Here is a 14180-nt window from a genome sequence, read left to right on the forward strand (position 1 = left end):
ATGCACACATTTTCTATCGATTGAGTTCGTGCTTGCATAATCGGGTGGTTTAAATAAAGAATACAGATTTAAAAAAACGCCAATCTGTATGAATGGCGTTTTTCTTATGGCGCAATAATTAACAGGGCCTATTGGCTGAATTTAGCTCACTTTTTTAAAAGCATTTTGTTTTGCAATTTCTTGTTGCTTCAATAAATTACGCTGAATTTTTCCACTGGATGTTTTAGGCAAACTGCTGACAAATTCAATTTCTTTAGGATAGGCATGTTTCGATAAGCGTGAACGCACATACTGTTGCAGCTTTTCCTGCAATGCAGTGCTTGGTTGATATTGATTTTTTAACACCACAAAGGCTTTTACCACTTCTGTACGCTCTGGGTCTGGCTTACCAATTACTGCGGATTCAAGCACTTCCTCACATTCAAGCAAAGTACTTTCTACATCAAAAGGCCCGACACGATAACCCGAAGTTGTAATGACATCGTCTGCACGACCAATAAAATCAATCCCACCAAATTCATTTAAACGTACCGTATCACCCGTTAAATAATACTGTCCCACAAATGATTTACGGTCATCCCCATCGTAACCTTTGAACCACATTAAAGGCGATTGTGATTCATCCAGTGCAAGTGTGCCAATTTCGCCGTGAGCGACTTCCTGATGCTGTGCATTTAAAACCGCGAAACGATGTCCGGGAATAGCATAACCCGCAGAACCTACTTTTTTCTGATGTTCCAGTGCATGATGATTGGCAATCACCATCCCCAATTCGGTTTGTCCATATTGATCATAAATATTGACTTGTAAATCATGCTTAAACCAATGAATCACTTCTGGTGTGAGCGGCTCGCCTGCACTGCTAACCACACGCAGATGTCGTTGAATATCACCATCAAACTTTTCTTTAAAACCAAAGAACATTCTAAATGCGGTTGGTGAACCTGTTAAATTACTCACCTGATATTTACGGATAATTTCCAGTGCATGATCAACACTAAATGGACGTTCATCCATAATAATGCTATGCCCCAAACTCAGTGGCCCTGTAATACCGTAATACAAGCCATAAGCCCAACCAGGGTCGGCTAAATTCCAAAATGAATCTTCTGCTCTTAAATCGACTGCATGCTGCATATAACCTTTAAATGCCACAATGGCTTTTAAAGGCACAGGTACAGATTTAGCTAAACCCGTAGTGCCTGATGTAAACATCATCAGAAAATCATCTTCAAAACTGCGATACACGGTTTCAAAGTAAGTGTCTTGAGTGCTTAGAACTTGCCAAAAATCTGTATCATGGTTTTGAGCTTGATTTGCTGCGTCCACAGTTAAAATTTTCACATTAGACAAGGCATTTAGTTTTGGACGCTGCTCAGTATTGGTCACAATGAGCTGCGTCTTTGCAGTTTGAATACGGTGCTCAATCGCTTTAGATTCAAAGGCTGTAAATAAAGGCTGATACACTGCCCCAATGCGCCATGTGGCAAAAACCGTAATTAACAATTCAGGCGTACGCGGCAATAATCCTGCAATACAATCACCTGCTTTTAAGCCCAGTTGAGTAAAATAATTTGCCAATTTTCCAGATGCTTCTGCCAGTTGATCAAATGTCCACGATGCAGTTTGACCGTGTTTGCCTTCCCAAATTAAGGCAGTTTGTTGAGTACCCGTATAGCGTCCGCAACATTCTTCATAGGCATTAAGTGCCGTTGGCGTTCCTGCCAATTGGGTTTGAATCAGTTGCTCAATATCAAACTGTTGATATGCCTCTTGCAAAGTTTTCATTCTTTTAAGCTCCGTCTTAAACTGATGACACTGCAATTCATTTGCAGCAATATGCGTTATTGTTTTAACCGTTTTTACAAGTTAGGATTGAATCGCTCTTTAAAATTTAAATTAGGTTTGCTGTGTTGAAGTCGATCATGCAACGCAATCACGACATGATCTTCGCGTATTTTTCAATCAAGTTAGCTAAACATGATTTGAACATTTTCTCAATTTCCACATCCTGCAATAACCTTGCAAGCTTTGGACACCGACTAAAGTTTTAGATACTCAGCTTTAACGCTTAGTCACTTCACGTGCAATCACCAAACGCTGAATATCGGATGCACCTTCATAAATTTGGCTAACGCGCACATCGCGGTAAATACGTTCAACTGGGAAATCAGATACATAGCCATAGCCCCCATGTATTTGAATCGCATCTGAACACACACGCTCTGCCATGGTTGAAGCAAAAAGCTTGGCCATAGATGCTTCTTTTAAACACGGTAAGCCTGCATCTTTGAGGCTTGCGGCATGTAGAATAAGCTGTCGTGCAGCTTCAATCTGTGTTGCCATATCTGCCAAGCGAAACGCGACTGCCTGATGTTGCACAATTTCAACTCCAAAAGCTTTACGCTCATTGGCATAGTCCACGGCTGCATCTAAAGCTGCTCGCGCCATACCCACCGATTGCGCGGCAATACCAATACGCCCCGACTCTAAATTAGAGAGTGCAATTTTGTAGCCTTCACCTTCTTGCCCCAATAGGTTTTCTGCAGGAATACGGCAGTTTTCCAACACGATGGTGGCGGTATCGGAACAGTGCTGTCCCATTTTGTCTTCTAAACGTGCCACGATATAACCTGGTGTGTTCGTCGGGACTAAAAAGCAGGAAATGCCTTTTTTACCCGCAGTTTTGTCCGTTACAGCAAAAACTAAAGCAACATCTGCATATTTGCCTGTGGTGATAAACTGCTTGGTGCCATTTAAAACCCAATCCTCGCCATCTTTTTCAGCTTTACATTCAATCGCGCTGGCATCAGAGCCGACTTGTGGTTCAGTTAAACAAAAGCAGCCTAACCATTCGCCTGTTGCCAGTTTAGTTAAATATTTTTGTTTTTGCGCCTCTGTGCCGTAGCGTTGTGTAATTCCGCATGGCAATGAGTTTTGCACACTCACAATCGTTGAAATTGCACCATCACCCGCAGCAATTTCTTCTAAGGCTAAAACGAGAGATACATAATCTAAACCTGCACCGCCCCATTCTTCTGCAACGGTCATGCCCAAAGCACCTAGCTCACCCAGTTCTTTTAACTCCTTTGCAGGGAATTCAGCAGTTTTATCACGTGCCGCTGCAGTTGGTTTAAGCTTTTCCTGTGCATAACTGCGCAGCATATCCTGAATCATTTTTTGTTCATGGCTTAAAATCATGGTGACCCTCTGTTTATATGGTAGATGTTGTTTTTGTCAGGAATGCGCGCAACATCCTTGTTCTGTATTGCAACGGTTTTTTAGTATCCAGTTTTTCAATACTTGAATTTTTGCTTAGGCTATTTTATGGATATAGCATCGTCATAACTTATTTCGGTTGCATACGAATTGCGCCATCCAAACGAATCACTTCACCGTTTAAATAACCATTTTCAAAAATATGACCCACCAATTGCGCAAATTCTTCAGGCTTTGCCAAACGTGGTGGAAATGGCACCATTTGCCCTAAAGCATCTTGCACATGCTGTGGAAATGCTTTCAGCATCGGGGTTTCCATAATACCGGGGGCAATCGTCATCACCCGAATGGCTTCACGTGCCAATTCACGTGCCAAAGGCAGCGTCATCCCCACAATTGCACCTTTCGATGCAGAATACGCACTTTGTCCAATCTGCCCATCAAATGCTGCAACCGAAGCAGTATTCACAATCACACCACGCTCTTCTTCATCGGCGGCTAAGTCATATTTCGCCATCAGTTGTGCCGCAAAACGGATCATATTAAAACTGCCCGTGACATTAATATTCAGCACTTTTTGGAACATTGCCAAATCATGCAAACCATCACGTCCCAAGACTTTGGCAGACGGTGCAATGCCTGCACAATTCACCAAGCCATTTAACTGTCCGTATTTTTGCTCAATATGGTTAAAAAGCTGCTGTACTTGGTTTTCATCGGTCACGTCTACAGCTACGAAGTCTGCATTTTCGCCCAATTGCTGTTGAAGCTGCTGCCCAAGTTCTTGATTCATATCAACCAAAATAACTTTTGCACCTTGCGCAACTAAATGTTGTGCAGTCGCAGCGCCTAAACCCGATGCACCACCCGTGACCACACAGACTTTTCCTTGAATTTTCATTTTATTTTCCTTATAAATTTTCAGGTTGATACAACTTAAGAAGCAGATTAATCACACTCAAGCTAGAGTACAATTTCCAAACCCTGCATCGACTATGATGTATTTGAACACTCAACTTGTAAATGGAATACCACGCCATCCCATGAATGCAACTCAGCTCACTTACAGCAAAGGTACAATTTCAATTGCTTTAGTCCATGAAGCTTTGCATACTGCACAGCAACGCGGTATGGATACGCATGCGATTTTGCAGACGGCGGGTATTCCTGCAGAGCTGTTACATTCCAACAAAGCGAGGGTGTCAATTCTGCAATATGGTCAATTGTGGATTGCACTGGCAGATGCCATGAACGATGAATTTTTTGGCATGGACAGCCATGCTATGCGTCGTGGCAGTTATCAACTCTTGTCTAAATGGGTGTACCAAGCAGAGCATTTAAAGGCCGCATTACAGGACATTTTAAATTTCTTTAATTTAATACTGGATGATTTTTCAGGTGAATTAAACGTAGATGGTGAATATGCAATCTTAACCATTCACGATAAATATCAAGTGAAACCGATGTTTAGTTATGCCACTTATTTAATGCTGATTCATGGCTTGATGTGCTGGCTGACAGGACAACGTATCGCTATTTTAAACATGCAACTCAAATGTGCTGCCCCGCAGGATGATGCTGATTATCGTGTCCGTTTCTGTGATGAAATTGAATATGCGTGTACAGCGCATAAGATTTATTTTGAGGCAAAACATCTTGATTTAAAAATCAAGCAGGATAAAAAAAGTTGGAAACGCTTTTTAAAACAAACACCTTTTAACCTTTTGGTGCGTTATAAAAACCCACATGCGCTGAGTCATAAAATTCGTAAACAATTAATGCGATTGCCGCCGAGTGAATGGTTAGAACTGAACGAATTAACCCAACATTTCAATATGTCTGAAGCGACGTTCCAACGGCGTTTAAAGCAGGAAGGCACCAGCTATCAGCAATTAAAAAATGAAATCCGTCGAGATACGGCAATTGAATTGTTGAGCAAAACCCAACAATCACTTCAGGAAATTAGCGATCAATTAAATTTCCATGATCCTAGCGCTTTTCATCGTGCCTTTAAAAAATGGACTGGGGTCAATCCTGGTGCATATCGACAATATACCGAAAGCTCATAATTGAAAGCTCATAATTGCGTGACTTATCACCTACTACTCAGCCACTATTTTGTGTATTTTACAAACAACTTAATTATAAAAGAAAACTCATCGCTGTGATTTCAAGGTTGAGCAGTGAACTGGACGTTCATCGGCACTGCATTGTCAAAGCATTAAATTTAGTTTACTTTTCAATCAATTTAAAGCATAAATTTTATGCAATTCGGCTGTCATACTCCCCCTGTAATATTAAATGTACGAGCATCTTTGGAGGTTTCCCCATGCTTAAGATGATGGATGTACTTGAACACAATCTAGTTCAAAATTTCTCTCACTCCCTCAACCAAGCTTCTGACCAATTAGATGAATTACTCAATCAAAGTATTCTAAATACCTCAGAAGAACAGTTACGCAATGTCATGTCTGCGTTTTTCAAACGTGAAGATGCACTTGAAGCAGCGCAAGCCCTAGATATTTGCCAAGAAGATTTACAATCTTTACAAGCAGGTTTAGCACTCAAAGATGAACACCTGTGCGATACCGCTAAAATTGTTGCACTATGTTTAGCTTTAGAAACAGACAGTTTGGCACAAGTTGAAATTCCTGACTGTTTGCAAGATTACCCGATGTAAACTAAAACTTCGGGTATTCATTTGCTGAAAGTATTTAAAAAGTGATGTCTTCATGGCATCACTTTTTTATTGGCTGTTGCAATAATAAATAAGAAAAATTGACTTTAAGCCGCTTGCTGCTTTTTTAAATCAAAAGCTAGCTATCATCTTGCCAAGCGTTGTTTGTCTATGAAACACTAAGGACAGCTTCAAGGATGCATCAAGATGATTATTCGCAATAAAAACAACAGTTTTACCCTACTGTTTGCATGGTATGGGACAATTTTACCCACGGTCTTACCTGCACTTGCAATTGTGGTCTTCCTTTCTACGGTCTTAGTGTATTTGTCTTCTCACCACTTTTTTCAAGTGCCGAGCGTACCAGCCATTGGCTTTACCATTTTCGGTATTATTTTGTCTATTTTCCTCAGTTTTAGAAATAACGCCAGTTATGAACGTTGGTGGGAAGGTCGAAAATTGTGGGGGACGTTAATTGCAACATCACGGCATATTTCACGTGACTCATACGTACTGCCAGATCAACAGCGTCGGGTCTTGATGTATCGGGTCATGTTGTTTAGTAATTTATTGCGTAACCGTTTACGCAATCAAAACCAACCTATCGATTTTTATCAAAACAAAGTCAACCTCACATCTGCAGATTATGAAGCATTATTTCCGCATATTAATGCCGCACAGTTTATTTTAGAAAGCATTCAAAAAGAGTTAGTCAGCGCACTGAAAACAGGTGAAATTTCCGATATTATTTATCAAGGCTTGAATCAACATATTGTTGAATTGGGTAATGTGCAAGCAGGTTGCGATCGAATTCTCAGCACACCCTTGCCTTTTTCTTATTCAGTCTTGTTGCACCGCACTGTGTATTGCTTCTGCTTTATTCTGCCTTTTAGTTTAGAAGCAAGTTTAGGAATCTGGACACCAATTTTGGTGGGTTTAATTGCCTATTTATTCTTAGGTTTAGATGCTCTCAGCGAACAACTTGAAGAACCTTTTGGCCTGCAAGACAATGATTTACCGCTCAACTCCATGGTGCGATTAATTGAACGGGAAATGCTGAGTTCACTTGGCGAAGAACTGCCACCTGCAATTTTGGCAGTGAAAGGCAACCTAAGCTGACATCAGTTGAGTTGAGGCTCATAAATTGGTCTTGCACTTAAACTTTGCTAATCATTCGTCTATGTTTGCAAGCTGATAAATAGATCTCACAAGATTTTTAACTGATATAACACATCAGCCAGCAAGCCATTGTGCTAAAGTCACCCGATCATTGCCTGCATAATCTTTGACTGTACGAATGTCAGAAAAACCGTGTTCTGCAAAAATCGCTTGCACTGCTAAAGCTTGGTCATAGCCATGCTCTAGTGCAATCCATCCATTTGCTTTCAGCCAGTGCTTACCCTGCGAAATAATCTGCAGAATATCTGCCAAACCCTGATCTGCTGCCACCAATGCACGTTCAGGCTCTGCTGCCAAAGCAGACATGTGTGCATCATTAGCATCTATATACGGCGGATTAGATACAATTAAATCAAAACGTGGCTCGGCTGCTGAACCCAATGCCTCAAACCATGCACCACAGGCAAATTGCACCTGATTTAAAGCATGCTTGCTTGCATTTTCTTGAGCAACTGCAAGCGTTGGCAGGTAAATATCGGTTGCGGTTACCTGCCAATCTGGACGTTCAGATGCTAAAGCCAAAGCAATCGCCCCTGTACCTGTGCCTAAATCGACAATTACAGCATCACGTTGTAATGACAAAGCCAACACAGTTTCGACCAAAACCTCGGTATCAGGACGTGGCACCAAAGTATCGTGCGTGACTTTTAAATCCAGTGTCCAAAATGGCTGTGAACCTGTGATATACGCCAAAGGCTCGCCTGCTGCTATACGTGCCAAAGCCTGCACATACATCTGCTCTTGCGCGGCACTCAATTCCTGATCTGCACGATATTTTAATTCAAGCGCACTGAGTCCTAAAAAATGCTCTAACAACCAAATATTTTCTTGACGCTCATAGCTATCGACTTCACCACGTAGCGCCAAGGCTTGTGCAATATTCATTAACCACCGTTTTGCTGAGCAAGCATCGCCAACTGATCTGCCTGATATTCACGATGCAGACTATCTAGTAGTTCAGTTAAATCACCTTCCATCACCGCATCCAACTTATATAAAGTCAGGTTAATACGATGATCTGTCATACGTCCTTGCGGATAGTTATAGGTACGAATACGCTCAGAACGGTCACCCGAACCCACCAAATCACGACGCATTTCTGAAGTTGCTGCATCTGCTGCAGCACGTTTGGCATTTTCCAAACGTGATGCCAACAACGCCATCGCTTTCGCTTTGTTTTTATGCTGTGAACGTTCTTCCTGACATTCCACCACAGTACCCGTCGGAATGTGGGTTATACGCACTGCAGAGTCGGTTTTGTTAACGTGCTGACCACCCGCACCCGAAGCACGATAGGTATCGATACGCAAATCGGCAGGGTTAATATCTACCGTGGTATCTACATCTACTTCAGGTAAAATTGCAACGGTACATGCTGATGTATGCACACGACCTTGTGACTCAGTCGCTGGAACACGTTGCACACGATGTGCGCCACTTTCAAACTTCAAACGACCATACACGCCTTCGCCATTCACCAAGCAAATGACTTCTTTATATCCGCCGTGTTCACCTTCATTTTCAGATAAAATTTCGATTCTCCAGCCCTGACTCTCTGCATATTTGCTATACATGCGGAATAAGTCACCCGAAAAAATCGCAGCTTCATCGCCCCCAGTCCCTGCACGAATCTCCAAATAAGCCGAGTTAGCATCATTCGGGTCTTTTGGAATCATTAAAATATTTAAATCAGCTTCAAGTTGCTGAATTAGGGCTTTATTGTCTTTAATTTCTTCTTGCGCCATTTCCTTAAAATCAGGATCAGACAACATTGCTTCGGCTGTTTCAATATCGGCTTCAGCTTGTGTGTATTGTGACCACACTGCCGTAATTTCGTCTAAATCACTGTGTTCGCGTGATAATTGACGAAAACGCTTGTTATCTGAAATCACTTCAACATCTGCCAACAAAGCAGTCAATTCTTCATGGCGGTCAGAAAGCTGATCTAATCGTAAACGTAACGATTCTTTCATTGTTTAAAAAATCTCAATGCAAAGGCTGTTACATGCAACACGCAGCACAGCGAAATAAAAAATTGCGCATAGTTTACCGATTCTACCACCCAAATAACATCATTATTACGTCTGTACGATGTTTGAAATGCCTATCTGCAGATGTTCTAGCAGTATTTCTGTGTGATGATGCTGTGCATTGCGGTGAATGTACAACTCACCAAGTACCGCAATTAGCATCCGCATTTGGACATTTTTTTAGCAATTTTAATCAAACTCATACAAAGCCCACACCAAAGCACACCAATATCGTCTGCACTCTCCACATTTTAAAAGCGGCGCTTTGTTAAATTGAGCCCATCAAAATTGATCATAAATAAGTCCTGTAAGGGACATGGAGTTCAACATGAAACTTAATGCAATGTTAATGACAGCAGCTTTAGCCACAGCTTCAATGCTCACTGCCAACGTTTATGCAGACAATACTACGCGCGTTGCCGCAGCCAGTGCTTTAGGCAGTGTTGCAGGTACAGCTATTGGTAAAAATATGGGGGGGACTACGGGTGCAACACTAGGCGCTGCCTTAGGCGGTGCTGGTGGTGCAGCCGTGGCGAGTGATAAACGTCATCGTACTGAATCTGCAATTGGTGGTGCTTTGGGTGGCGGTGCTGGCTATACCGTAGGTAAAAATATGGGCGGCACCAATGGGGGTTATATTGGTTCAGCTTTAGGTGCAGCAGGTGGTGCAGCTCTCGGCAATAAAATCTCAAAAGATAAAGAATATGACCGCTATCAAGAACGTAAATGGAAGAAAAAACGCAACCGTCGTTAATCCTAAAGAATAGATAAAGCATGATATAGATCGGTAAAAAAGCATCAACACAGGTTTGATGCTTTTTTATAGGATTCGTTTTTTAGGCTATGCGGAATAAGTAGTGGAATTTAAGTTTTAAGAATATTCCGTATAGCCATTTGGTCACTATAGCGTTCTTCTATTTCATTAAGATTCTTACGAGCTGTTTTCTCATCCGTAAGAACACCATTGAAATAGGCTATAGTTACATCAGACTTGTTGCACAAATCATTTATATCGTCTGTAGCATTAGTGATGCTAGATGCAACCATTAAAAGAGAAATGGCACTCAAATAAATTTTCTTATTCATCACAGTAATCTCTTTGTGGTATCGTGAACACAAAACCATCTAAAGCATCACTATATTTGTAATAAGCCTGTAGGCGTTTTTTGGTATTTGTAGTCATATTTCCTATTTCATCAATTACATCGGATGCGTCTATATTCGGGTTACTTTTGAATGTTTTATAAACACAAGTCGTTGCTCTATCAGCTTCATGAGATGATGCTTGTAATTCAACTTCATTCTCTAAATTAACAGCCATTTTTTGCTGACTATTCCTTGCAAATTGTTGAACCGCTTTTTTTTCAAGTTCATCTTTATATTTTTGTTCAATATGAGCGTCAATATCATCACGGATGCCATTTTGGTCCTTATCAATCCCTAAAATTGAATCTGTTTTTTCAAATTTTGGTAATTTTCCTTCATCCTCTAACTTCTGAAAGACTTGCTCTTTTATCGTTATTTTTTCATTTTGTGGTGCTGAAGAATCATTTTTTCCACCGCAGGCACTTAAAGCTATTAAGCAAAAAGAGCCTAATAAAATAGACGTAAACATTATTACCCCCCGTTGTTACTCGTATATTTTTCATAAGATTCATACAAGCTTGTCCACACGTTATTCCGTATAGCCGTTTTTTATATATCAATTCAAAAACGACCATAATCAATATGAAGAAATTTAGCAGTGCAATTACAAAGTCTTTACCAAACTTTGCAGATTTACCTCATTGCCCTTCACGATCTTTGCCATCTGTTTCTATATCTTCATTACAAAACATATTAATCAATATTTGGAGCATCCGCATGAAACTTAATCGTATTTTATTGGGTAGCGTTATCGCAAGTTCTGCCTTGCTTATGAGTACTGCGCATGCAAACGATACACGTGTTGCCGTAAGTTCTGCCTTGGGTGGTGCTGTCGGAGCAGCAATTGGTCAACAAATGGGTGGACAAACAGGCGCGATGATTGGTTCAGCCATTGGTGGTGCGGGCGGTGCTGCAGCTTCTGCCAATAAACGTGACCGTAACGGTGCCATGATTGGTGCTGCCTTGGGCGGTGCAGGTGGATATAGCGTTGGTCGCAATATGGCAGGCAACAATGGTGGCTATGTCGGTGCAGGACTCGGCTCTGCAGGTGGTGCAGTATTAGGTCAAAAAGTTAGTAAAGACCGTCGTGATGATCATTATGACCGCCGCTATGATAGCCGTGGCTATCGCTACAATGACTACCGTTATAATGACCGTTACCGCAAAGACAATGGCTTACATTTAGGTCACTATAAAAATGGTAAACGTCGTTAATTTCTCACGATACTTCTAACTTCTTCAGCACCTTCGGGTGCTTTTTGTTTGCTGACTACTTGCTTGGATAAATGTTTTTTTATAAAGCGTGCTTTTTGGATGAATGTCGCGCGTTGTTAAATGGCAATATCTCATGACTCGCCCATATATCGAAAATTTTCGATATACAAAATCAGTGCAGCATCGTATGATAAAACTCTCTTTAATCAAGCTGGAATAAATGATGCGTTCCCTGCAAGATACAAAATTTGCCATTCTTGAACTCGCACCTGTACGTGATGATCAATCAGTACAGTTTTCACTGCATCATGCACTTGAATTAGCACGACACGCAGAACAACTCGGCTATGACCGTTTGTGGTTGGCGGAACATCATAATATGGATGGCATTGCCAGCTCAGCAACCGCAGTTCTTTTGGGTTATTTATTAGCAAATACGCAAAAAATTAAACTCGGTTCTGGCGGTATTATGCTCCCCAACCACGCACCGTTAGTGGTCGCTGAACAGTTTGGAACTTTAGCGACTTTATATCCTAACCGTATTGAACTCGGTTTAGGTCGCGCACCAGGCACAGATCAAGTGACCATGCGTGCGCTGCGTCGTGGGCGACAGGAAACTGAAGATCAATTTCCGCAAGATGTTTTAGAAATTTTGCATTACTTTAAAGATGCTGAACCACAACAACGTATTGTTGCTACGCCAGGACAAGGGACACACGTTCCTGTATGGTTGCTTGGTTCAAGTTTATTTAGCGCACAACTTGCTGCAAAATTAGGACTACCCTACTCATTTGCCTCACACTTCGCCCCGCGTATGCTTGCTCAAGCCATTCAGTTATATCGTGACAATTTTGAGCCTTCAGAATATTTAGAGCGGCCTTATGTGTCTATGGGTGTGCCAACAGTGGTTGCAGACACCGACCAAGAAGCAGAATTTTTGGCGACTAGTGCCTATCAGCGTGTTTTAGGTTTAATGCGTGGACAAAGCCTAAAACTCAAAGCTCCAGTCGAAAGTATGGATGGCTTATGGTCACCTGCAGAAAAAATGTCAGTTGATAGTTTTTATGCCATGGCGCAAATTGGCTCAAAGGCGACTGTCAAAGCAGGATTGGAAAACTTATTGGCGAAGTATGATGTCGATGAGTTTATTTTTACCTGTGACATCTATGACACAGAAAAACGCTTACATAACTTTGATTTGCTCATGCAAATGAAGAAAAATATTTAATTCATTCAACACACCTTACAGCCAAATCAAGGGCTGTAAGGTAACTAAATTCTTAAGGTATTATTGGATCATATGTTAATTTTTAAACAGAAGCTTCTACCCGTTTTCTTTGGCACTTTGTTTACAGTGCTAGGCTGTTCTGAATCGTCACTGAATAATCAAACAGAAATCATCATACCAAAACTACAATATTCAGGTGATGGAAGTAATGCTAGCTACAGTGAAGCAATAATTACCCTTGAAGGAAAATGCTTGTATTTCACAGCAAACCAGACGAATTTTCTTCCTATTTTTGCGACTCAACAAGCTTACTGGGATTCGAGAAATGATGTATTAGTCGTAGATAATAAAACGTATAAAAATGGCGATAGAGTTGCCTATGGTGCAGGTGAAGCCTCTAATATTGATTTAGACTCATATATATGGATTACAAAACCAAACCCCGCTTGTATTGAAAATAACACCATTATTATCAATAAATTAATACCACCATTACCAGCTTCCAACTAGATTGGAAATAATTTCAAATACATAAAATTTGTATTTTCTTGTTTTCTGCTACTTAAATCTTCGTCGAATTAATTTTCAATCTTTGAGAATGACTGGCTCGCCTGCACAAAAGGCTTTACCAAACAGTACTGCCCCAACAAAATAGAGTAAATGTTCTAATTTATAAAATGAATAAATCAAGAGATTCAGCATGGTCAGTCCTAAACACGACGTTCATAGACACGCTTTTCAAAACTGTTTGACAGATTTTCAAGAGTTCCAAGGCAAATGTATTCCTGCAACTGAAATCAAATACCATGATTTCACTGGTTTACGCGTTGCAGTTATTGGCGCAAATCAGGACAGCGTGGCACAACTCGACAGAATTTGTCAGCAGGCAACATCTGTTCAAGTCTTTCAAATTGCACCGCATTTTGTCTTACCTAGTACCGAGCGTGGTATCCATCGTCTAATTAGCCATCCTTTGATGTTTAAAAATCGACGTTTGTTTAATAACCGCGTCAAAAATATTTTGGCTTTGCGCTTTTTAGATGCTCAAGTCAAAGACACTTGGCTCAAACGTCAACTCACACCCAACATTGCTGATACTCATCAACACTATTTCAAATCTGATCATTATTATTTAGCTTTACAACGTGAAAATTGCCATTTGATTACTTGGCCAATTGTCAAAGTCTGTGCGCATAGCGTGCATAGTATTGATGGACAAGAACATCCAATTGATACCATTATCACTACATTTTAAGTCACACTAAAAGCATTATCATTTAAATAAATAGTAGCTTGATTTTTATTCTATTTAAATCCAATAAAAAAGAGCCAAAATAAAATTTTGGCTTTTTTAATACATAACCCGAATTACGGATAAGAAAAGCCCTTGAAAAAAAGGTAGTTAGAGCCATTTAGAAAGTTACGACACAACCCAAAGGCTCTAACTACCATGTACGATTTTACAGAAATTTTTTGTATTGTTGAT

General features: G+C 40.7%; 15 protein-coding genes. 8 read left to right on the forward strand and 7 right to left on the reverse strand.

Annotated elements, in window-relative coordinates:
• Positions 1-141: 141 nt before the first annotated feature.
• From FTU39_RS03740 to FTU39_RS03750, 3 genes are all read right to left on the reverse strand, one after another.
• Positions 142-1788, reverse strand: coding sequence for an AMP-binding protein (locus tag FTU39_RS03740; protein WP_131260808.1), 1647 nt, complete (start codon positions 1786-1788; stop codon positions 142-144).
• Positions 1789-2064: 276 nt separating this feature from the next.
• Positions 2065-3201, reverse strand: coding sequence for an acyl-CoA dehydrogenase family protein (locus FTU39_RS03745; RefSeq protein WP_004973203.1), 1137 nt, complete (start codon positions 3199-3201; stop codon positions 2065-2067).
• 148 nt (positions 3202-3349) lie between these two features.
• The gene (locus FTU39_RS03750; RefSeq protein WP_004973201.1) at positions 3350-4120 is read right to left on the reverse strand and encodes a 3-hydroxyacyl-CoA dehydrogenase; all 771 of its coding nucleotides are present in this window, start codon (positions 4118-4120) and stop codon (positions 3350-3352) included.
• Between the two features lie 142 nt (positions 4121-4262).
• On the opposite strand from FTU39_RS03750, the gene FTU39_RS03755 reads away from it, so the two are divergent.
• From FTU39_RS03755 to FTU39_RS03765, 3 genes are all read left to right on the forward strand, one after another.
• Positions 4263-5288, forward strand: a complete 1026-nt coding sequence (locus tag FTU39_RS03755) for an AraC family transcriptional regulator (protein ID WP_180051741.1) — start codon at positions 4263-4265, stop codon at positions 5286-5288.
• 260 nt (positions 5289-5548) lie between these two features.
• Positions 5549-5899, forward strand: coding sequence for a hypothetical protein (locus tag FTU39_RS03760; protein WP_104852119.1), 351 nt, complete (start codon positions 5549-5551; stop codon positions 5897-5899).
• A 204-nt stretch (positions 5900-6103) separates the two neighbouring features.
• A complete protein-coding gene (locus tag FTU39_RS03765; protein ID WP_004973196.1) occupies positions 6104-7015 on the forward strand; it encodes a bestrophin family protein in 912 nt (303 codons plus the stop codon).
• A 114-nt stretch (positions 7016-7129) separates the two neighbouring features.
• Here the strand turns inward: FTU39_RS03765 and prmC are convergent, their stop codons facing one another.
• Entirely contained in the window at positions 7130-7960 is an 831-nt protein-coding gene (prmC, locus tag FTU39_RS03770) for a peptide chain release factor N(5)-glutamine methyltransferase (protein ID WP_131260809.1), read from the reverse strand.
• The gene (prfA, locus tag FTU39_RS03775; RefSeq protein WP_004973192.1) at positions 7960-9048 is read right to left on the reverse strand and encodes a peptide chain release factor 1; all 1089 of its coding nucleotides are present in this window, start codon (positions 9046-9048) and stop codon (positions 7960-7962) included. Before prfA ends, prmC begins: the two co-directional genes overlap by 1 nt.
• Positions 9049-9433: 385 nt before the next feature.
• Here prfA and FTU39_RS03780 point away from each other — a divergent pair, with 385 nt between their 5' ends.
• A complete protein-coding gene (locus tag FTU39_RS03780) occupies positions 9434-9859 on the forward strand; it encodes a glycine zipper 2TM domain-containing protein (protein ID WP_154320690.1) in 426 nt (141 codons plus the stop codon).
• A 110-nt stretch (positions 9860-9969) separates the two neighbouring features.
• Here the strand turns inward: FTU39_RS03780 and FTU39_RS03785 are convergent, their stop codons facing one another.
• Positions 9970-10191 (reverse strand): hypothetical protein, encoded by a 222-nt coding sequence (locus FTU39_RS03785; protein WP_180005683.1) that lies wholly within the window; start codon positions 10189-10191, stop codon positions 9970-9972.
• A complete protein-coding gene (locus tag FTU39_RS03790) occupies positions 10184-10720 on the reverse strand; it encodes a hypothetical protein (protein WP_180005684.1) in 537 nt (178 codons plus the stop codon). Before FTU39_RS03790 ends, FTU39_RS03785 begins: the two co-directional genes overlap by 8 nt.
• A gap of 248 nt (positions 10721-10968) precedes the next feature.
• Here FTU39_RS03790 and FTU39_RS03795 point away from each other — a divergent pair, with 248 nt between their 5' ends.
• The 4 genes from FTU39_RS03795 to FTU39_RS03810 all read left to right on the forward strand — a co-directional run bounded on the left by FTU39_RS03795 (position 10969) and on the right by FTU39_RS03810 (position 13949).
• Positions 10969-11466, forward strand: a complete 498-nt coding sequence (locus FTU39_RS03795; RefSeq protein WP_180005685.1) for a hypothetical protein — start codon at positions 10969-10971, stop codon at positions 11464-11466.
• Between the two features lie 223 nt (positions 11467-11689).
• Positions 11690-12694 carry an LLM class flavin-dependent oxidoreductase gene (locus tag FTU39_RS03800; RefSeq protein WP_179990188.1) on the forward strand — a complete coding sequence of 335 codons (1005 nt, stop codon included), beginning with the start codon at positions 11690-11692 and terminating at the stop codon, positions 12692-12694.
• A gap of 72 nt (positions 12695-12766) precedes the next feature.
• On the forward strand, positions 12767-13204 hold the full coding sequence (locus FTU39_RS03805; protein ID WP_257224389.1) for a hypothetical protein: 438 nt from the start codon (positions 12767-12769) through the stop codon (positions 13202-13204).
• A 190-nt stretch (positions 13205-13394) separates the two neighbouring features.
• Positions 13395-13949 carry a flavoprotein gene (locus FTU39_RS03810; RefSeq protein ID WP_180051742.1) on the forward strand — a complete coding sequence of 185 codons (555 nt, stop codon included), beginning with the start codon at positions 13395-13397 and terminating at the stop codon, positions 13947-13949.
• The last annotated feature ends 231 nt before the right edge of the window (positions 13950-14180 follow it).

The organism is Acinetobacter sp. YH12099 (assembly GCF_013419195.1).
GTDB classification, from domain to species: domain Bacteria; phylum Pseudomonadota; class Gammaproteobacteria; order Pseudomonadales; family Moraxellaceae; genus Acinetobacter; species Acinetobacter towneri.